This is a genomic window from Bacillus sp. FSL L8-0528, assembly GCF_038593085.1.
Lineage (GTDB): Bacteria > Bacillota > Bacilli > Bacillales > Bacillaceae > Bacillus > Bacillus paralicheniformis.
Map to the genome: position 1 here is coordinate 355,610 of NZ_CP151961.1, position 20,705 is coordinate 376,314.

The 20,705-nt window shown below is 46.4% G+C and carries 21 protein-coding genes; 16 read left to right on the plus strand and 5 right to left on the minus strand.

Annotated features, from left to right (window positions below; translation table 11 throughout):
- The first annotated feature begins 39 nt into the window (after positions 1-39).
- Positions 40-390 (plus strand): MerR family transcriptional regulator, encoded by a 351-nt coding sequence (locus MHI30_RS01900; RefSeq protein WP_272914549.1) that lies wholly within the window; start codon positions 40-42, stop codon positions 388-390.
- 219 nt (positions 391-609) lie between these two features.
- On the plus strand, positions 610-780 hold the full coding sequence (locus tag MHI30_RS01905; protein ID WP_237562697.1) for a hypothetical protein: 171 nt from the start codon (positions 610-612) through the stop codon (positions 778-780).
- Between the two features lie 95 nt (positions 781-875).
- On the opposite strand, the gene MHI30_RS01910 is transcribed toward MHI30_RS01905, so the two are convergent.
- Positions 876-2,081, minus strand: coding sequence for a nitrate/nitrite transporter (locus MHI30_RS01910; RefSeq protein WP_048350468.1), 1,206 nt, complete (start codon positions 2,079-2,081; stop codon positions 876-878).
- 448 nt (positions 2,082-2,529) lie between these two features.
- On the opposite strand from MHI30_RS01910, the gene MHI30_RS01915 reads away from it, so the two are divergent.
- From MHI30_RS01915 to MHI30_RS01925, 3 genes are all read left to right on the plus strand, one after another.
- Positions 2,530-3,489, plus strand: a complete 960-nt coding sequence (locus MHI30_RS01915) for an L-lactate dehydrogenase (protein ID WP_048350469.1) — start codon at positions 2,530-2,532, stop codon at positions 3,487-3,489.
- Between the two features lie 49 nt (positions 3,490-3,538).
- The gene (locus MHI30_RS01920; protein WP_075754042.1) at positions 3,539-5,161 is read left to right on the plus strand and encodes an L-lactate permease; all 1,623 of its coding nucleotides are present in this window, start codon (positions 3,539-3,541) and stop codon (positions 5,159-5,161) included.
- A gap of 313 nt (positions 5,162-5,474) precedes the next feature.
- Positions 5,475-6,116: a LysE family translocator gene (locus MHI30_RS01925; protein ID WP_075753783.1), complete on the plus strand. Its 642-nt coding sequence runs from the start codon at positions 5,475-5,477 to the stop codon at positions 6,114-6,116.
- On the opposite strand, the gene MHI30_RS01930 is transcribed toward MHI30_RS01925, so the two are convergent.
- Positions 6,117-7,451: an amino acid permease gene (locus tag MHI30_RS01930; RefSeq protein WP_075753785.1), complete on the minus strand. Its 1,335-nt coding sequence runs from the start codon at positions 7,449-7,451 to the stop codon at positions 6,117-6,119. It lies immediately after the preceding gene.
- A gap of 176 nt (positions 7,452-7,627) precedes the next feature.
- Here MHI30_RS01930 and nadE point away from each other — a divergent pair, with 176 nt between their 5' ends.
- The 7 genes from nadE (at position 7,628) to MHI30_RS01965 (ending at position 15,991) form a co-directional block, all read left to right on the plus strand.
- Positions 7,628-8,446 (plus strand): ammonia-dependent NAD(+) synthetase, encoded by an 819-nt coding sequence (nadE, locus tag MHI30_RS01935; RefSeq protein WP_075753787.1) that lies wholly within the window; start codon positions 7,628-7,630, stop codon positions 8,444-8,446.
- Positions 8,447-8,566: 120 nt separating this feature from the next.
- The gene (locus MHI30_RS01940; protein ID WP_075753789.1) at positions 8,567-9,100 is read left to right on the plus strand and encodes a shikimate kinase; all 534 of its coding nucleotides are present in this window, start codon (positions 8,567-8,569) and stop codon (positions 9,098-9,100) included.
- 278 nt (positions 9,101-9,378) lie between these two features.
- The gene (locus tag MHI30_RS01945; RefSeq protein WP_075753791.1) at positions 9,379-10,149 is read left to right on the plus strand and encodes a nucleotidyltransferase domain-containing protein; all 771 of its coding nucleotides are present in this window, start codon (positions 9,379-9,381) and stop codon (positions 10,147-10,149) included.
- Between the two features lie 370 nt (positions 10,150-10,519).
- The gene (locus MHI30_RS01950) at positions 10,520-11,431 is read left to right on the plus strand and encodes a proline dehydrogenase (RefSeq protein WP_178388318.1); all 912 of its coding nucleotides are present in this window, start codon (positions 10,520-10,522) and stop codon (positions 11,429-11,431) included.
- 23 nt (positions 11,432-11,454) lie between these two features.
- The gene (pruA, locus tag MHI30_RS01955) at positions 11,455-13,005 is read left to right on the plus strand and encodes an L-glutamate gamma-semialdehyde dehydrogenase (RefSeq protein ID WP_075753795.1); all 1,551 of its coding nucleotides are present in this window, start codon (positions 11,455-11,457) and stop codon (positions 13,003-13,005) included.
- Between the two features lie 130 nt (positions 13,006-13,135).
- The gene (putP, locus tag MHI30_RS01960) at positions 13,136-14,584 is read left to right on the plus strand and encodes a sodium/proline symporter PutP (protein ID WP_075753797.1); all 1,449 of its coding nucleotides are present in this window, start codon (positions 13,136-13,138) and stop codon (positions 14,582-14,584) included.
- Positions 14,585-14,746: 162 nt separating this feature from the next.
- Entirely contained in the window at positions 14,747-15,991 is a 1,245-nt protein-coding gene (locus MHI30_RS01965; RefSeq protein ID WP_075753799.1) for a PucR family transcriptional regulator, read from the plus strand.
- 40 nt (positions 15,992-16,031) lie between these two features.
- Here MHI30_RS01965 and MHI30_RS01970 read toward each other — a convergent pair whose 3' ends face one another.
- Both MHI30_RS01970 and MHI30_RS01975 read right to left on the minus strand, forming a co-directional pair.
- Complete coding sequence (locus MHI30_RS01970; protein WP_075753801.1) at positions 16,032-16,877, minus strand: TIGR03943 family protein; 846 nt, start codon at positions 16,875-16,877, stop codon at positions 16,032-16,034.
- A gap of 4 nt (positions 16,878-16,881) precedes the next feature.
- On the minus strand, positions 16,882-17,793 hold the full coding sequence (locus MHI30_RS01975) for a permease (RefSeq protein ID WP_075753803.1): 912 nt from the start codon (positions 17,791-17,793) through the stop codon (positions 16,882-16,884).
- A gap of 164 nt (positions 17,794-17,957) precedes the next feature.
- On the opposite strand from MHI30_RS01975, the gene MHI30_RS01980 reads away from it, so the two are divergent.
- From MHI30_RS01980 to MHI30_RS01990, 3 genes are all read left to right on the plus strand, one after another.
- On the plus strand, positions 17,958-18,914 hold the full coding sequence (locus MHI30_RS01980) for an acetylxylan esterase (RefSeq protein WP_075753805.1): 957 nt from the start codon (positions 17,958-17,960) through the stop codon (positions 18,912-18,914).
- Positions 18,915-19,000: 86 nt separating this feature from the next.
- Positions 19,001-19,429, plus strand: a complete 429-nt coding sequence (locus MHI30_RS01985; RefSeq protein WP_075753807.1) for a MarR family transcriptional regulator — start codon at positions 19,001-19,003, stop codon at positions 19,427-19,429.
- The gene (locus tag MHI30_RS01990; RefSeq protein WP_003178792.1) at positions 19,420-19,761 is read left to right on the plus strand and encodes a DUF3147 family protein; all 342 of its coding nucleotides are present in this window, start codon (positions 19,420-19,422) and stop codon (positions 19,759-19,761) included. The genes MHI30_RS01985 and MHI30_RS01990 overlap by 10 nt, the downstream gene beginning before the upstream one ends.
- A gap of 98 nt (positions 19,762-19,859) precedes the next feature.
- Here MHI30_RS01990 and MHI30_RS01995 read toward each other — a convergent pair whose 3' ends face one another.
- Complete coding sequence (locus MHI30_RS01995; protein WP_075753809.1) at positions 19,860-20,375, minus strand: hypothetical protein; 516 nt, start codon at positions 20,373-20,375, stop codon at positions 19,860-19,862.
- Between the two features lie 27 nt (positions 20,376-20,402).
- Between MHI30_RS01995 and MHI30_RS02000 the strand changes: the two genes are divergently transcribed.
- Positions 20,403-20,564, plus strand: coding sequence for a hypothetical protein (locus MHI30_RS02000; protein ID WP_154495780.1), 162 nt, complete (start codon positions 20,403-20,405; stop codon positions 20,562-20,564).
- Positions 20,565-20,705 lie beyond the last annotated feature (141 nt).

The window sequence follows — 20,705 nt, forward strand, 5'->3', positions numbered from 1 at the left end:
ACGTAACGTAATCTTCAAGCGAAATTTTGGGAGGGAGATATGGTGAAAGAAGAACTGACAACCGGGCGGGTGGCGAAGATGATGGGGATATCCGTAAGGACGCTCCGCTACTACGATCAAATCGGTTTATTAAAACCGAGCACTACACTGTCAAATGGGCGAAGGCAATATTCGAAGGAAGATATGTTAGAGCTCGAAAAAATTATGATCTTGAAATCTGCTCAATTTTCATTGGAGCATATCAAGACGTTAAGGTATCAATTGGATACCATCAATATCATTGAAATGCATAAAAGGCGCCTGAACTCGGAGATTGAACAGCTGACGAAGAGCCTGCAGCATACAAATACTTTGCTGAACATGTATCAAATCGAAGGAAGCTTGAGCTGAGAAGACCTTCTCTAGCTCGTCAGGCAGCCCCGGCATAAACCATGGAAGGAATCGTTCTCTGAAGAGGAGGCTGAGATTTTAGCAGAGAGGCTTCCGAAGGCGGAAAATGACGATTTTATCACAAAGCAATGGCTCTCCATCATCAAGCGGATTAAGCTGTGCTTAAAAAAAGAGGTGCCGCCTGAGTCTGAATGGGGAAAGCAAATTGCGGAGGATATCATGTGCCTGTTTGATCATTCATTTAAGGGACATGAGGACTTAGCCGATCGATTTTGGGAGGTTCGCAAATCTGAAGAGCCAAACGGGCTTTATCCGCTCGATAGCGGGATACTGGAATTCGCGGAAAAAGCGCTTGAATCTCCATCTCATCATTCAGGAGGATCAGGGTGACTTTTCACATGAGTCACGGTCCGGGCAGGATAACCAAAGGATCAAACAAACTTTGCCGAATAGAAAACCGCCCGAAAAGAATCGAGCGGCTTCCTTTATATTCGAATTGATTTCTCCTCGGTTTTCCACTGTTTTTTCCATCCGGCCTGAGCAAGCAAAAGCAGTCCGAGTGCCAAAAATGCGATAACGGTAAAGGTGAGGAATCCGCTTGAATACGTACCCGTGATTTGCTTCAGCGTTCCGAGAATATTCGGGAGGAAGAATCCGCCAATTCCCCCCGCAGCGCCCACGACCCCCGTTACCATCCCGATCTCTTGCTGAAATCGCTGCGGTACAAGCTGGAATATCGCGCCGTTCCCCATCCCGAGGCAGCCCATGCCGATAAATAATGCGGCTGTGACAACGCCAAGAGACGGGAGCATACTGACTGAGAACATGCACAGAGCCACCCCGATAAAGAGGAATTGCAGCAGACGCACGCCGCCGACTTTATCGGCAATCAAACCGCCGACAGGGCGGAGGCAGCTTCCCGATGCAACGACGATTGTGACAAATTCGCCGGCTCTTACCGCCGGAACGGCATACTGGGATGCAAAAAAGTAGCTTAAAAAGTTGGACAAGCCGACAAAACCCCCGAATGTCACGCTGTAGAGAAGGCAAAAATACCAAGTGTCCCTTTCTTTGAAAACAGCAAAATAGTCTTTGAGCGGTTTAGGCGCCGGCTGATTCGGAGGTTCTTTTGCCATAAGGAAATAGCTGAATAACACGAGTGTCAGAGGAATCAGCGCCAATCCCATGACGCCGTTCCACCCCACTTGCTCCGCCAGGCGAGGACCGAATAGCGTAGCGAGCAGTGTTCCGCTGTTTCCCGCTCCGGCGATCCCCATGGCAAGGCCTTGCAAGTGCGGCGGATACCAGCGGCTCGCCATAGGAAGGGATGCGGAAAAGCTTGCGCCTGCCACACCGAGTAAAATTCCGATGATATACAGCTCGGCGACCGATGAACCGAACTGCCACCCCCATATCAGCGGAATCATCGTCACCAGCATTCCGCCAATAGCCGTTTTTTTCGGTCCGAAACGGTCGGTTAAAATGCCGAGCACAATCCGGAAAAACGATCCGGCCAAAGTAGGTATGGCGACAATCAATCCGACCTGTGAAGGCGATAAATCAAAATCAGCCGTAATATAAACACCAAGCGCCCCCAGCAACACCCAAATCATAAAGCTGACATCAAAATATAAAAAAGATGACAACAAGGAAGGCGCGTGTCCGCTCTTCCTCAAATCCGCCAATTTCAATTGCAACACTCCCCATCCGATAGATTCTAGAATTTATCATGACAAAATAGAATAGGGTTGGCAGTATTTTTGTCAGCTTTACTAACAAACTAAAAGATTGAATATTTAAAATGTTAATTTGGATGGCATTATACCCGGCGATGATTGAATGTTGCTGAAGATTAGAGGTGTTATGACTGTTGAAAAGGGGAAAGATATATTGGAATGGGCCTGATGCACTTGCAGATAAAACAGTCTTTTGCAGCACGTTTACCAATTTTTCTTTAGCTGTAAGGAATATTTTTACCAGAAAATGTACAAATTTAAGGAAGAAATATGTGGAGACACAAAATAGACATAAATAAAAATGTATATCACTTGAAAAAGTATGTGAAGTATTGCACAATATTAATGTGAAGAATTTCACAAACAACTTAGTTTAAAACAAACGGCAAAGGAATGATGAGTCATGAGAAACCAAAAAGTCAACCGTACAGTTTTGATCGGTGCGGGTTTTGTTGGAAGCAGTTATGCATTTACGTTAATTAACCAAGGTATCACAGACGAACTTGTGATCATTGATTTAAATAAAGACAAAGCAATGGGCGATGTCATGGATTTAAACCACGGTAAAGCATTTGCCCCGCATCCTGTGAAAACATGGTACGGCACATATGAGGACTGCAAAGACGCCGACATTGTCTGCGTATGCGCCGGAGCAAACCAAAAGCCGGGTGAAACCCGTCTGGATCTTGTCGAAAAAAACTTGAGAATTTTCAAAGGAATTATCGGAGAAGTCATGGCCAGCGGTTTTGACGGCATCTTCCTTGTCGCTACAAACCCGGTCGACATCTTGACTTACGCAACTTGGAAATTCAGCGGACTTCCGAAAGAACGCGTTATCGGAAGCGGTACAACACTTGATACAGCCCGCTTCCGTTACTTGCTCAGCGAGTATTTCGGTGTCGCTGCCCACAATGCGCACGGCTACATCATTGGTGAACATGGAGATACAGAGCTGCCTGTGTGGAGCCACGCGAATATCGGCGGAGTTCCCGTCAGCGACTTGCTGAAAAGAAATGAGAAATACAAAGCGGAAGATCTTGATGAACTGTTTGACAATGTCAAAAACGCCGCTTACCACATTATCGAGAAAAAAGGTGCGACATACTACGGAGTTGCTATGAGCCTCGCGCGTATCACGAAAGCGATTTACCGCAATGAAGAAGCGATTTTGACCGTGAGCGCACATCTTGAAGGCGAATTTGGGGAAAATGATGTTTATATCGGAGTTCCGGCGGTTGTCGGCCGATGCGGAGCGAGGGAAATTATTGAGCTCGACCTGAATGAAAAGGAAAAACAGCAATTCAAGCATAGCGCAGGTGTGTTAAAAGCAATTTTAAAACCGCATTTTGAACTGCAGGCGTAACTGAACATCATGAAGATACTAACATCATGAAGATTGCGAGATGATGAAAATGTGGCAACAGATATACGATCCGTTTGGGAATCTGTTTATCAGCGCTTTTGCCGCCATTCTGCCGATTCTTTTCTTTCTCCTTGCATTGACCGTGCTGAAGATGAAAGGAATCATCGCGTCATTTTTGACGCTGGCGGTCAGCTTTATTGTAGCGGTGTTCTTTTTTCACATGCCGGCTGCGAAAGCTGTCTCCGCCGTTTTACTTGGAATTGCAAACGGCCTTTGGCCGATCGGATATATTGTCCTGATGGCTGTATGGCTTTACAAAATTTCTGTCAAAACCGGAAAGTTTAAAGTGATCAGAGCGAGCATTGCCGGGATTTCGTCTGACCAGCGGCTTCAGCTATTGCTGATCGGGTTCAGTTTTAACGCCTTTTTGGAAGGCGCGGCAGGCTTCGGCGTGCCGATTGCGATCAGCGCCGTTCTTCTTGTCGAGCTTGGTTTTAAACCTTTGAAAGCAGCATCCCTATGTTTAATTGCGAATGCGGCATCCGGCGCCTTTGGAGCGATCGGAATTCCGGTCATCACAGGAGCGCAGATGGGAGGCTTGACACCGGTTGAGCTTTCCAGAACGCTCGCTTTGATGCTGCCGTTCATCACTTTCTTTGTCCCGTTCCTGCTCGTTTTCATACTGGACGGGTTTAAAGGAATAAGGGAAACGCTGCCGGCTCTCCTTGTATTAAGCGGAAGCTATACGGCGGTGCAGACTTTAACGATGATTGCATTGGGGCCGGAGCTTGCAGACATTTTGGCCGCTTTAATCAGCATGGGAGCGCTGGCGCTGTTTTTGAAAAAATGGCAGCCGCGTCACATATACAGAGAAACCGGGAATGAACATGAACCCGCTGAAAAATATCATGCAGCAGACATTATGAAAGCCTGGTCTCCGTTTTATATCTTGACCGCTGTCATTGCGGTGTGGAGCCTGCCTGGTTTCAAAGGGCTTTTTCAGGAAGGCGGATGGCTGAAACAATCGACGATTTTATTCAATATGCCTTTTCTTCACCGGGAAGTGCTGAAAACGCCGCCGATAGCCCCGGCCCCGGCACCGCTTGATGCCGTGATGAAGCTTGACTTCATTTCAGCGACGGGTACGGCGATACTGATCGCCGTGATCATCACGATTGTGCTGAGCCGAAACCTCAGTTTCCGCGGAGGACTTTCCAGTTTGAAAGAGACGGTCAAGGAACTGTGGCTTCCCATTCTGACCATTTGCTTTGTGATGGGTTTCGCAAACCTGGCCAATTATGCCGGATTGAGTTCAACCATCGGACTGGCGCTCGCCAAAGCAGGGGATATTTTTCCGTTCGTCAGTCCCGTATTGGGCTGGATTGGCGTGTTTATCACAGGTTCAGTCGTCAGCAACAATGCATTATTCGGCCACCTGCAAGCTGTCACCGGAGCGCAAATCGGGACAAGTTCAGCGTTGCTGCTTGCCGCCAATACCGCGGGAGGCGTGATGGCTAAGCTGATCTCACCGCAGTCGATTGCGATTGCAACAGCCGCGGTTCAAGAGACAGGGCAGGAATCAAAGCTTTTCAGCCGAACCGTTAAATACAGCTTGGTCCTGCTTTTCATCATTTGCATTTGGACGTTTGCACTTTCAAAGCTTGGCATATAAAGAAGAGCCTTTTCCCATAACCGGGAAAAGGCTTCAGCGTGTCGAGAAACCCTCGCATTCGTTGTCAGGCCTGCGCGTCGGTGCTCACGAATTCCAACATTCGCTCCGCTCCGATGCTCGGCCTTCCTAGACTGCAAGGGTTTTCAATCACGCTGAAAGGTAGACAAAATCACAAAACTAAAAGTCGTTTTGAGATTTTGTCTACAATCTGAAACCTTTTCCCATAACGGGAAAAGGCTTTTTAAGCTGTTTGTTCTATCATGTCCTCTTTTTGAATACATTGTACAAGTTATCCGCGGAAGGAGGACGCGATATGTTAAACATCTTCCTGAGTTATGTGTTGTTGGGCTTGTCTTTGGCCGCACCTGTCGGCCCTGTGAATGCGGCGCAGATCGACAGGGGTATGAAAGGCGGCTTCTTTCATGCCTGGCTGTTTGGACTTGGCGCTGTGACGGCGGATGTCTTATATATGGCTTTAATCTACTTTGGAGTCGCTCAATTTTTGACAGCGCCATTTTTAAAAACGTTTTTATGGCTGTTTGGTTTTTTTGTTTTAACCTATACAGGGATCGAGAGTCTGGTCAAGGCGAAGGATGTATCGCTGATGAGAGGTGCGGGAGAGAAAGGGTCATACCACAAATCTTTCTTGTCTGGGCTGGTGATCTCCCTTTCAAACCCGCTGAGCATCATGTTCTGGCTCGGCATTTACGGAAGCATTTTGGCGAAAACGGTAGAGACGTACGAATCATACCAGCTGCTGATCTGCAGTTCAGGCATTTTAATCGGGCTTTTTCTGTGGGACTTGGCCATGTCTTTTCTTGCAGGGACATTCAGAACATTTTTAAGCCCGCGGATGATCCAGGCAACGACTTGGCTCGCGGGCATCAGTCTGATTGTTTTCGGATGTTACTTCGGCTACCAGGGGATGCTCGAACTGCTGAAGGCGGGAGGCTGATTATGTCTGCCCGTTTTTCTGTTCCTGATGGGCCCACCTTTTTTTCATCAGCATCGTCACAACAGCAATAACGGCAAGAAACAGAAGGCTCACAAAAAAGCCGGGCCTGCTGTTTTTTTCAAATAACGTACCCGAAACGGCAAATAAAATCAGGACGAGTGCTGTGACAATCTGGACATTCCCTTTCATTTTCGGTTTTGTGAGCTTTTTGCTGGAAAGCAGGATGAACATCCAGTTATAGAGCAGCATTAAGCTGGCGGCCGTCGTCATATGTTCATAAAGCTGCTTCGGCAAAAGCAGCGACAGGACGATGGAAGCAGCGAGAACGAACACCGTCAAGCCGAGTGCCGGCCACGATACTTTCGCCTTTTCTTTTTTCGCAAAGCAGGCGGGAGCATCACCATTTTTCGCCATTGTTCCCATCAGTGTGGTGACAGCAAACAAGGAAGCAGTCAGCGTTGAAAAACCGGCGATAATAAAAATGCCGTTGAAAATATCCATGATCAAATCGAGATGAAAGTCTTTTAATGACGTAATAAACGGGCTGTTCTGTTCGGTAAATGTCCCGCGGGGTACAAGGAGCATGGCCAGCCCGATCGATGCGACGTAGATCACAGCAAGGATTATGAGCATCAGGCTGCCTGACTTTGATGAATCTTTCGGGTCTTTTAAGTGAATTGCCATCAGACCCATGACTTCGATTCCACCATAGGCGTAAAATGTGTAAATCAACCCCGTCCACAATCCCATGAAGCCGAAAGGAAACAATTCGTGAACCCGGTCAGGAAACTGTACTTCAGGCGTTTTCCCGGGCAGCAGCCCGCACAATGCCAAGACAGCGATGATGATAAACATTAAGATGGCCGCCGTTTTCAACACGGCCAGTATGTTTTCCGTTTTTTCAAAACTGCTGCGCCCTGTGAAAATGACGATCAGTCCGAGAATCGCATAAATGGAGGCGAACACCCACAACGGAACCTGGTTAAACCAATGGCGTGTAAACAGGGAGATCGCCGTCAGCTGACTCCCGATAATCAGCATTTCCGATGACCAGTAGACCCAGCCATTGCTAAACCCCGCCCAATTGCCGAAGGCCTCCCTGGCATAAGAACAAAAAGACCCTTCAACAGGATGATCCGCCGTTAATTTCGCCAGCTGCTGAAAGACGAGAAAAGTGCCGAGGGCAGCAAGAAGAAAGGCGGCTAATACGGAAAAGCCGCTTTTCTTAATGGCGATGCTTGAACCGAGAAAAAACCCCGTTCCAATTGTGCAGCCGACTCCGATCATGGAGAGCTGCCACCATTTTAAATCTCCTTTTTTCGCTTGTCGTTTCATCGTTTCAACCCCTCTAAATCTTCTTGTTATTTTGCCAGGGGACGCCTTTTTTATTCACGAAGAAAAGAGGGAGGAAAGGCTCTCTGCGCACCTCAATATTCACTTTGAAATAAAACATATGCTATAGTTAAAGACATAATCATTACGGTTCATTCAGTCAAAAGGAGGAATGACGGATGACTTTACAAGAAAAAATCATGCAGGAACTGAATGTAAAGCCTTCTATCGAACCGAAACAGGAAATTGAAAAAAGGGTCGGTTTTTTAAAAAGCTATTTGAAAAAAACGGGTGCCAAAGGTTTTGTTTTAGGCATTAGCGGAGGACAGGACTCGACATTGGCGGGCAGGCTTGCCCAGCTGGCTGTTGAAGAATTGAGAGAAGAAGGCGTTCAGGCGGAATTTATTGCGGTCCGCTTGCCTTACGGCGTTCAGCAGGATGAAGATGACGCCCAGCTGGCGCTGAAATTTATCCAGCCGGACAAATCTTTTGCTTTTGACATTGCTTCAACTGTAGGCTCATTTGCTGCTCAATATCAGTCAGTCACGGGAGAGGCGCTTGCCGATTTTCATAAAGGCAATGTAAAAGCAAGAGTCCGGATGATTGCCCAATATGCGATCGGGGGTCAAAATCAGCTGCTGGTGATCGGAACAGACCATGCTGCAGAAGCTGTTACCGGATTCTTCACAAAATACGGAGACGGAGGCGCAGACCTTTTGCCGCTGACAGGATTGACAAAGCGCCAGGGCAGACGCCTGCTGGAAGAACTGGGAGCGCCTGAGCGGCTTTATACGAAGTCTCCGACCGCCGATTTGCTTGATGAAAAACCTCAGCAATCCGATGAAACAGAGCTCGGCCTGACGTATGATAACATCGACGACTACCTTGAAGGAAAAGCTGTCTCCAGCGAGGTGGCAGAGGCTATCGAAAAACGCTATAAGGCATCCGAGCACAAACGCCAAGTCCCTGCTTCAATGTTTGACGACTGGTGGAAATAGCAAAAAAGAGGCTGACTTCAGCCTCTTTTTTATTAACAGGCACCCTATATCATTCCAGCTGGATTTGTCATATAATTAAGATATTTGATTCCTTTATGCAAGGAGGAGTATAAGCTGGAAATGAATGCCGCAATGAGAGATAAGAATATCGTGCTGATCGGGTTTATGGGCGTCGGGAAAACAACCATCGGTCAGCTTCTGTCAAAGAAATTAGACCGCGACTTTATCGATATCGACCAGCAGATCGAAAAAGACTTTCAAATGACTATTCCGGAGATGTTTAAACAAAAAGGGGAAGCGTTTTTCAGACAGACTGAAAAAGAATATATTTTTCAGATGTGCGAACATACAATGGGCAGCATCGTATCTTTAGGGGGAGGCGCTTTCCAACAGGAGGACATCAGAAAGAAGTGCCTCGAACACTGCTTTGTCATCTTTCTTGATTTAACATGGGAGAGTTGGAAGCAGCGGATGGATCTCTTGATTGAGAACAGGCCGGTTCTTCATAACCGCTCAATCGAAGAAATGAAACAGCTGTTCAATGAGAGAAAGAGCATCTATGCATTCCACAACTTGAAAGTGGAAACAGATAACCGGTCTGCCGAGGAAACGGCCGACTACATTGTGGAGATACTTGGGCTTGGTCAGTCTTAAACAAACGTTTAATTAAGCTGTTTCTATCGCTGTGTAAATATACTGGAATAAGCAAAGAGCCAATGATTTGTCTGATCATTGGCTCTTTCGGTCTTGTTTGACCGTTTGGCTCATGCTATCCGCCCCTCCGCCATAAAAACGGGCAGGCCAAAGAATGCACGGCAGCCACTTCTCTGGATAAGATATTTTCTGGCTCTGCGACCGCAAAAAAGTCGCTTATTGCCGGATCGAGCACTATAATGTAAATAATAAAACGATAGACTGGCGGTGCACTTATCATGAAAGAGCGAATTCAAGAAGAACTGAAAAACATTGAAGCGACATATGGTGTTAAAATCCTCTATGCGGTTGAATCGGGCAGCAGGGCCTGGGGCTTTCCCTCACAGGACAGTGATTACGACGTTAGATTTATTTATGTCCATCAAAAAGACTGGTATCTGTCAATTGATGCAAAGCGCGATGTGATTGAACTGCCGATTGACGATTCTCTCGATATCAGCGGCTGGGAGTTGACAAAAGCGTTAAGACTGTTTAGGAAATCAAACCCTCCGCTTCTCGAATGGCTTTCCTCGGGAACGGTTTATTATGAAGCCTATTCGCTGGCGGAAAAAATGAGGCAGCTGAAAAGCCGCGCCTTTTCTCCAGTCTCCTGCATGTATCATTATCTCAATATGGCATCAGGGAATTTCCGCCACTATCTGCAGCGGGAAGAAGTGAAAATCAAAAAATATTTTTATGTGCTCCGCCCAATTCTGGCTTGCCAGTGGATTGAAAGCCGCCGGACGGTTCCTCCGATTGAATTTCAGGTTTTGCTTGACGAACTTACGGAAGATGGACCGCTGAAAACGGAAATCCATCAGCTGCTTGAAAGGAAAAAGAAAGGGGAGGAGTTCAATCTTGAACCTCAAAACCCCATTCTCCACGCATTTATTGATCGTGAATTGGAGCGGCTTCAGACGGTAGCCAAAGCCTATAAAACGGATCATGAAGATCTGACGCAGGAGCTTGACCGGGTGTTTAGAGAAACGCTAGACGAGGTGTGGGCATAACATAGTATTCCCTTTAAGTATTCTTAAAGGGTTTTTTCTTTGCATTCATAGGGAAATGGTTGAGTATAACAGAAAGCGTTTTCAAACAAAGTGGCGCGGAACGGCAGAAAGGGCATTCGCAAAAAGGGGTTCGCCGAAAACGCATCCTGTTCTTTACCGAAGTTTCTTCCTAATTCTATTGTCGTATACCATACAAGTTTTAGGCAGAAAGTTTCTGAAAAAATCCCAGCAGATGTAAAACATTGTGGAAAAACCACAAAAATCGTCAGCTTTTTTGTTTTTTCGAAATATTGTGAATCGACCCTTAGCTCTTATAAAATTAAGAATATAAAGAAATATTTCATGAGATGGCGGGGTGTGAGTAATGGAAGTGATAACAAGAGACTTTTTCCTATTCTTATCTAAAAGCAGCATCCTGAATCGCCTGGCGAGAAATTGGGGGAGTTCCGTCGCGACCGGAAAAATTATCGGAGGAAAAGATTTTGAAGCTTCAATTCCGATTATTAAGGAGCTGAACGAACAAGGGTTGACTGTCACAGTTGATCACTTGGGCGAATTTGTAGACAGCAGGGAAGTCGCAAGGGAACGCACGCAGGAATGCATTCGGACCATTCAGCTGATTGCTCAGGAACAGCTTAATTCACATGTTTCATTAAAGATGACGTCACTGGGGCTCGATATTGACCTTGACCTTGTCAGGGATAATATGACCAGCATTCTGGAATGTGCCGAACAGCACAAAGTGATGGTCACAATCGATATGGAAGATGAAGTGCGCTGCCAAAAGACGCTTGACCTCTTTAAGGAGTTCAGGCAGAAATACGAGTATGTCAGCACGGTCCTGCAGGCTTACTTGTACCGGACCGAACAGGATTTGGAGGAGCTTAATCCGTATAATCCGTTTTTCCGTCTTGTGAAGGGAGCTTATAAAGAATCGCCGCAAGTGGCGTTTCCTGACAAAAAAGATGTGGATGAGAATTACAAAAAGCTCATTAAAAAGCAGCTGCTGAGCGGCCATTACACAGCCATCGCAACTCATGACGACAAGATGATTGATTACACCAAAGAAATTGCGAAAGAGCATCAAATCGGCAAAGACCGCTTCGAATTTCAAATGCTGTACGGGATGCGCAGCAAAACTCAGCTGGAACTGGTGAAGGAAGGCTACAATATGCGCGTGTATCTTCCTTACGGAGACGACTGGTACGGTTACTTTATGAGACGGCTTGCCGAACGGCCTGCCAACATCGCTTTTGCGTTTAAAGGCATGACGAAGAAATAAAACGATAAAAAGGGGAGATTAGCATGACAACACCTTACAAACACGAACCATTTACAAATTTCGGGATCGAAGAAAACCGGAAGGCATTCGAAAAAGCTCTGGAAACGGTAAATAACGAATGGCTGGGTCAGTCCTATCCTCTTGTTATCGATGGAGAAAGGTATGAAACGGAAGACAAGATCGTATCGATCAATCCTGCAAACAAAGAAGAAGTTGTAGGCACTGTATCCAAGGCTACTCAGGATCATGCGGAAAAGGCCATTCAGGCGGCTGCGAAAGCGTTTGAAACTTGGAGGTACACAGATCCTGAAGAAAGAGCGGCTGTTTTATTCCGCGCGGCTGCCAATGTGCGCCGCAAAAAGCATGAGTTTTCTGCGCTTTTAGTCAAAGAAGCAGGGAAACCTTGGAATGAAGCGGATGCGGATACGGCAGAAGCGATCGATTTTATGGAATACTATGCGCGGCAAATGATTGAGCTTGCGAAAGGAAAGCCGGTTAACAGCCGTGAAGGCGAACGCAATCAATATGTGTACACACCGACTGGTGTTACGGTTGTTATTCCGCCTTGGAACTTCCTCTTCGCGATCATGGCCGGAACGACGGTTGCGCCGATCGTGACAGGAAACACGGTTGTTCTGAAGCCCGCAAGCGCAGCGCCAGTCATTGCTGCCAAGTTCGTTGAAGTGCTCGAAGAAAGCGGACTTCCAAAAGGAGTAGTCAACTTTGTCCCTGGAAGCGGAGCTGAAGTCGGGGATTACCTGGTGGATCATCCGAAAACAAGCATCATTACGTTTACAGGTTCAAGGGAAGTCGGAACGCGCATTTTTGAGCGCGCAGCGAAGGTTCAGCCTGGTCAGACACACTTAAAACAAGTGATTGCTGAGATGGGCGGAAAAGATACGGTCGTCGTTGATGAGGACTGTGACATTGAATTGGCTGCACAATCAATTTTCACATCTGCCTTCGGCTTTGCAGGCCAAAAATGTTCAGCAGGTTCACGTGCTGTCGTGCATGAAAAGGTATATGACGAAGTATTGAAGCGTGTGATCGAAATTACGGAGTCCAAGAAAGTCGGAGAGCCTGACAGCGCGGACGTTTACATGGGACCTGTCATTGACCAGGCATCGTTTAATAAAATCATGGACTATATCGAAATCGGAAAAGAAGAAGGCCGTTTAGTCAGCGGAGGAAAAGGCGATGATTCAAAAGGGTACTTCATCGATCCGACGATCTTTGCCGATCTGGATCCGAAAGCCCGGTTAATGCAGGAAGAAATTTTCGGACCTGTTGTTGCTTTCTCGAAAGTCAGCAGCTTTGATGAGGCGCTGGAGGTTGCCAACAACACCGAATACGGCCTGACAGGCGCGGTCATTACTAAAAACCGCGACCATATCAACAGAGCAAAACAAGAATTCCATGTCGGAAATCTGTATTTCAACCGCAACTGTACAGGGGCGATCGTCGGCTACCATCCGTTTGGCGGTTTCAAAATGTCGGGAACCGATTCTAAAGCGGGCGGACCTGATTATCTTGCACTTCACATGCAGGCGAAGACGATCAGCGAAACGTTTTAAGGTGTAAGAAAAGGGGTTAAACAGGGGGACGAAGGCAGCCTTTCATAGGCTGCCTTCAAAAAAAGAGAAATTAGTCTAAAAATTTAGATAAACGGCATCTTGGGGGGAGATTCTTATTCAGAACGTACAATTGATCATTTCCATCGTGATTTACATGGTAGGGATGCTTTATATTGGGTATTACGCTTACAAACGGACAGCAAACCTCTCAGACTATATGCTTGGCGGACGGACGCTCGGGCCTGCTGTCACGGCGCTCAGCGCCGGCGCATCAGACATGAGCGGCTGGCTTTTGATGGGGCTGCCGGGCGCCATGTTCGCAACAGGCCTGAGCGGTTCATGGATTGTCATCGGTCTTGTGCTCGGCGCATGGGCGAACTGGATTTTTGTGGCGCCGCGCTTAAGGACATACACCGAGGTAGCAGGCAATTCGATCACCATCCCTGCATTTTTAGAAAACCGCTTTCATGACAAATCAAAAATCCTGCGAATATTTTCCGGAGTCGTCATTATTATCTTTTTTACGTTTTATGTATCATCAGGAATGGTTTCCGGCGGCGTTTTATTTAACAGCATGTTTAATTTGGATTACCATACAGGGCTGTGGATCATTTCAGGCGTCGTCGTGGCCTACACGCTTTTCGGCGGGTTTTTGGCAGTCAGCTGGACGGACTTTGTCCAGGGTATCATTATGTTTGTCGCGTTAGTTCTTGTTCCGATTGTGACGGTCATTCAGACGGGAGGACCTGGAGAAGCCTTCAGCGAAATCCAGTCGATCGATCCTAACCTCCTCAATATTTTTAAAGGAACGAGCGTCCTCGGCATCATCTCCTTGTTTGCATGGGGCCTCGGCTACTTTGGACAGCCTCACATTATCGTGCGCTTTATGGCGATATCCTCTGTCAAGGAAACGAAGAAAGCGCGCCGGATCGGCATGGGTTGGATGATCTTTTCAAGTGCGGGCGCACTGCTGACCGGATTGCTCGGTATTGCGTATTACTCGAAGAACGGGCTTCACTTGGATGATCCGGAAACCATCTTCATTCAATTGGGGAACATCCTGTTTCACCCTCTGATCACAGGATTTTTAATCTCGGCGATTTTAGCAGCGGTTATGAGTACAATTTCCTCCCAGCTGCTTGTTACATCAAGTTCTCTAACTGAAGATTTATACAAAACGCTATTTAAACGCTCTGCATCTGACAAAGAACTCGTCTTTTTCGGACGGCTTTCGGTTTTGGCGGTTTCCATTGTCGGACTCTGTCTCGCCTGGACAAAAAACAATACGATTCTCGGTCTTGTCAGCTATGCTTGGGCGGGTTTCGGCGCGTCGTTCGGCCCAGTGATCATCTTAAGTTTGTTTTGGAAGAGGATGACAAAATGGGGGGCGCTTGCCGGAATGGTTGCCGGAGCGGCTACCGTTATCATTTGGGCGGAAGCCGGACTTTCCGATGTTCTTTATGAAATGATTCCGGGCTTTGCCGCCAGCTTGCTGTTTGTGTTTGTCGTCAGTCTGTTGACATCAAAACCTGAGCAGCAGGTGCTTGATGAATTCGAGCAATACAAACAAACGCTGTAACGATGATGGAGATGGGGAACCATTCTCCGTCTCTCTTTTTATAGGCCTTCTCCCCCCTTTCTAACAGGGGGATGATCCCATTTCTTTAAAAGTCGCATATAAGTCTATACAAGAGTGTAAAGGAGAAGTATGATTAAGTTAAAAACGAGTAGGAGAAAGGATATGGAAGAGCTATTAGAACAAGTTGTTTCTCTTTCAAACATTAATGAGATCATTGACTTTATCAGCGGCGAGCTGAAAAAGCCGGTCATACTGGAAAGCGCAGATTTTTTCTTATTAGCTTACAACTCCTATTATATTAACCATTTTGATGCAGCAAACCAGCAAACGATTTTCTCCAAAAAATGTCCGCTGCCGATCTTTGAAAAATTCGTCGAAGAAGGCATTATTGATCAATTGAAAACGATTCCGACTCCTTTTAGGGTAAAACAGATTGAAGAAATCGGGTTAAACCAGCGGGTTGTCGTCAGCGCCAAGTATAAAGACGAAATTATGGGCTATATCTGGGTGCAGGAGATTGAAGACAACCTGTCTGATGAAGAGCTTGATTTCTTATACAAAGCTTCTTTTCATGTCGGGAAGATCATTTATAAGAAAAAACGCCTCAAACAAGAAAAAGAAGAACAGGCGGAAGAGCTTTACAAAAAGGCAATTAACGATCAGTTTCAAACGGAAAAAGAGCTGAAAGCCGCCGCCGATAAGGCGAGCGTTGTCCTGCCGGCCGTGTTTACCGTCATGGTGCTTCAAGTCGTTGACGGGGAGGATGAACTGCTGGAAGATCTGAAGGAAACGATCCGGTCTTATTTAAACCTGAAAGACAATATCAGTCACGTATTGGAGGATCATTCGAATATCGCCATCATTGTCGGCAGTGTGTCGCGCAAGCGTTCCGCGCTGGCCGCAGCCTCAGAACTGATCAACCGTCTGTTGACCCATTTGCGCTCACAAATGCTGCCTCTTATTTTGATCGGGGTCGGCAATGAGTACAGCAGCCCGCTGTCCCTTGGCAGAAGCTACAGAGAGGCGCTCCAAGTGACGAAAGCAGCGGAAATCACGGGAAGCCAGGAACACATTCCCTATGAATATCAAAAGCTCGGGCTTTTCAAATATCTTGACCAAATCGCCGCAAAAAACGATCATCTGCAATATGTAAACCCGGACCTTCAGCTGCTGAAAGAAAAAGATAAAGAAAGCCACACCGAATTTTTGAGAACGCTTGAAATTTATCTCGTCAACAACTGCAAGGTCAAGCCATCCGCAGAACAGCTGTTTATCCACCAAAACACGCTCAACTACCGCATTAAACAAATACTGGAAATGACATCAATCGATCTCAATGATTTTAATACGAGATGTCAATTGTTTATCGATTTAATGCTGATGAAGAAAGCAGGTTACAAATCGTAAACAGGAAAAGCAAAGCCGGTGCAGTTCAAAGTGCCGGCTTTTAATATGTCCGATAAACGTAAGGATCTTTCGGCTCTTTTATTGTAGACCAATCCTTCACTTTCACCACGGGAATCGTAGATTTGAAAGGCTGATAGTATTCGGAAGACAGCGTTCCTTTTACATGGAGCCACTGATCGTCTTTAATATTCGTATGTTCAGGGAACTCGACCAGCATGCCGTAGACTCCCGAGTCGGCGATGCAATGAATGATTCCGAAGCGGAGGACAAACAGCTGTTTATCACTGATCGCTTCCCCTTTAAAAGCAAAACCGTCGAATTCGATCGTTCGGTCAAGGAATTCTCCCGGATATTGATAGATCGTTTCCATGCCTTTCAAAAAATCATCGTCTTTTAATGTAATATGCTGTTTGCCTTTATAATTTTTCAGCGCTTTATTCATCAATTCATCGTACCCTTCCTCGCCGTAGTAGATGCTTGTATCAGGGCGCAGGTACTGGGTTTGGGCATAATGCTCCGGCTGTTCGATCGCTTTGAACGAGAAGCCCTTCGACTTGACAATATTGGAATCAAGCGTCGCTGCCGGCAGAAATAGTCCGGTGCATAAAGGGAAGATGAACACGAAATAAATGAACATTCTTTTCAGAAAAGGCTTGTCTTTTTCATGATCGTGATCATGACCGCATCCGCAGTCGTGGTCACACCCTTTTTCATCCGAGCCTTTCATATAAATGTAGAATTGCACCGCTGTCAAAATGGCGAGAAGAAAAATAGCGATGTATGAAAGGTAAGCATATTTCATATTAATATATTTTGTCAGATTGCCGGATGCATGAAGATGAAAAAAGAAAAACGTAAACAGCATTAAAATGAATGTGCGAAACATGTTCTCACCCCTTTACCAACAGTGATCCAGCTAAGACAATAACGGCGATGTAGGCGATTAAGACAAACACAAAGCGCTTTTTGAAGATGCCGAGCATCATCAGCAGATTTTTAATGTCCACCATCGCTCCGAATACGAAAAAGGCGATGAGGGAGCCGAGTGAAAACGTGCTGCTGAAAGAAGAAGCAATAAAAGCATCGACCTCTGAACAAAGGGAGAGCACAAATGACAGCCCCATCATAACGAGGGAGGAAGATACATCATTCTGGCCGATCGCCAAAAGGGTCGATGTTTTAATATACGTTTGCATCGCCGCTGCGACAAATGCGCCGATGATCAAATATTTTCCGACCGAGAAAAACTCGTCAACTGCATGGCGAAGCGTCCCGCCGAGTTTTTGCAGGAAAGACTGGCTCGCATGGCCATGGTGGTGATGGCCGTGCGTCCCGTTTTCGATCAGCTGATTCCCTTTAAATTGATAAGAGATGATCAGCCCGGCAATAAGAGACACCGCAATCGCCAACCCGCCGCGGTAGAACACAACATCCCATTTGTTCCCGAAAGCGATGAATGTCGAGAATAAAACAATCGGATTGATGATCGGGGCCGTCAGCATGAAGGCGACCGCCGCGTGAAGCGGCACGCCCTTTAAAAGCAGCCTGCGGGCAATCGGAACGATGCCGCACTCACAAGCCGGAAACAATACCCCGGCAAATGTCCCTGACAAAACGGCGAGAAATCGGTTTTTCGGGATAATTTTCGCCATCATCTCCTCCGTCACAAACATTTGAATCAAACCTGATATCAAAACCCCGATCAAAACGAACGGAATCGCTTCTATTAATATACTGATAAATATTGAGTTCAGCTGCAGAAAGGATTGTGAAGCCACAAAAAAACCTCCGCGCAAATACATATTTTTAGTTTCAATCTAGCATTATAACATAAATTAAAAAAGCGGTTTTGTGCGGCGGGGTCAGATAATGGGAGGTGCAGATGTGACAGAATCAATACACAGCCTTGAAGGGGAATGTTATGATAAGAATATTCAAAAAATGAAAAGAAGAGGGGAAAGACAAGATGCAGCAGCCTTATGATATGCCGCTAGAACAACTTTATCAGTATAAACCGGAACGGACGGCACCGGCCGATTTTAAAGAGTTCTGGAAGGATTCATTGGATGAATTGGCAAATGAAAAAGCGGAGCCTGAGCTTGAACTGCATGAATACCCGGCTGACGGGGTAAAAGTCTACTGGCTTACATACAAAAGCACCGGGGGAGCGCGAATCAAAGGCTGGTACGCAGTACCCGACCGCAAAGGGCCGCATCCTGCGCTCGTCAAATATCACGGCTATAATGCCAGCTATGACGGAGACATTCATGATATTGTCAATTGGGCTCTTCACGGCTATGCGGCATTCGGTATGCTGGTCCGCGGGCAGAACAGCAGTGAAGATACAGAGACCTCTCAACACGGACATGTACCAGGCTGGATGACAAAAGGAATCCTCGATCCGAAAACATATTACTACAGAGGTGTCTATTTAGATGCCGTACGAGCAGTCGAAGTGGTCAGCGGTTTTGCTGAAGTCGATGAAAAGCGGATCGGAGTGATCGGGGCAAGCCAAGGAGGCGGGCTGGCCGTCGCGGTTTCGGCGCTGTCCGATATTCCAAAAGCAGCCGTGTCCGAATACCCTTATTTAAGCCATTTTCAACGAGCGATCGATACAGCGATCGACCAGCCTTATCTCGAAATCAACTCCTTTTTCAGAAGAAACACCAGCCCGGATATTGAACAGGCGGCCATGCGGACCCTGTCTTATTTCGATATCATGAACCTTGCCCAAGCGGTCAAAGCGCCCGTTCTCATGTCGATCGGACTGGTTGACACCATCACACCGCCATCCACCGTCTTTGCGGCTTACAATCACTTGGAAACGGATAAAGAAATAAAAGTGTACCGCTATTTTGGACACGAATACATCCCGCCGTTCCAAACCGAAAAGCTGGCGTTTTTGAGAAAGCACCTGAAATGAATAAAAGCGAACACCCGGTGAAGCCGGGTTTTTTTATGTCTTAATTTAAGAATATATCGTATTATAAGATATAATTAGAGAGGGTGATGAAAGTGAATACGGAACAAATCATAGAAGTGATGAATCAGGACTGGACGGATATTTACTACCATCTGCACACAAAACATGATGATCATTTGTCTCACCAAGCGGTTCGAATGCTTCAGCATATCGAAAAAAACCGCTTTGTGACCATTGGCCATTTAGCAAAATTATTGGAAGTCTCTCATAATACGGCATCAGAACACGTGAAAAGACTTATACAAAAAGGCCTTGTACAGAAAAACAGGGACAGCAACGATGAACGCAAAGTCTACGTCACATTAACGCCTGAAGGTGAAGAAGCAGTGAAACGGCATACGAGACTTCATCCGAAAAAACTGCACAAGGTGCTGGAGCAATTAAATGAGGAAGAAGTCGAAATGATTAAAACGGCATTTTCCTTGTTGAGCCGGGAGGCAAAATCATGTTTTTAATAGTGAAAATCGGGGTTTCTGCAATATTGATCGCCATTATAACCGAAATTGCACGAAAATCGCCTGAAATGGGCGGAATGATTGCGGCTTTGCCGCTTGTCAGTCTGCTCAGTTTATTTTGGCTCAGTGTACAAGGGGAATCTTTAAAGCATTTAAGCCAATTCGCGAAAGGCGTGCTATGGGGGTTTCCCGCCACGGCGGTTCTCCTTTTGATCGTGGTTTTGAGTTTAAAAGCATCATTTCCGGTTATCATTTCTGTTGTATTTGGAATATGCGGATGGGGCGGGTGTTTAATGCTGCAAAAGGCTCTCATCCATGCGATATTCGGGTGAAGGGCGGAATGTCCTTTCGAATGGAATAAGAAGCCGCTTGTGCTGCCGCACAAGCGGCTGAAACGATCAGGGAGCGGCATAACCACCCCTGTGTGAGACTACCACGTATAAAGCCTGGAGTAATAAATCATCCTCGCCGGAAAAGGAGCGTCCCGGTAAGGCCCCTCGGGCGGGATGGATGTCGACAGAAATCGGAAATAATGGCTCCCGAATATTTTTAAGTTTATCGGATAAGTCTGGACGGTTTCAGGAGCGAGTTCGTAGGAGAATGCTTGAGCTTTAGATTGACTGATCATGAACTTTTGATATTCTCCGTTTTGAAAGTAATATAAATAGCCTTTTAAACGATGCGCTTCCTGGTTGACCAAAGAAATATACAGGTCTTCTCGGCCGGTTTTTTCAACCGGGTTTCCTGCTTTGTCAGACAGGTAAATCAATCCCGTTTGTGATGCGCTTCCGCTGTTCGTTTGACAGTTAACAGGTTCAATGCAAGCAGGATGCGCCGAGAGCCGGTCAGAATGCGGGGCATGTGAAATCAATTCAAAATAGTAGGGCGCTACATCGTCGGCATCCCGATTCCATTTGCAATCGCGCTCAGCCTTCGGGTCGAACATGAAGGACTGGGTGATGATATAAACGATGTGTCTGCCCGCAGGAACATGCTGGAGCTTGATTTTGATTTGCTTGGACGAATGAGCGGGAACGATGGATGGAAAGGTTTGCGAGGGCCGGTCATTTCCTTCAAAGAAAACGGATATATGGATGCGGTCTTCGGCATTCGTATGGTTGCAGCAGACGTATGATGCTTGGAAATCGCCTGATTGATCGGTTTGATAGCTTACTTTGTTTCTGTCGATCGTATAAAGGTTATCTGTGTGAAAATGAGTCGATCTGAGGATATGGATAATACCGCCTCCGTTTCACAGTATGGAAAGCCGCCGGAG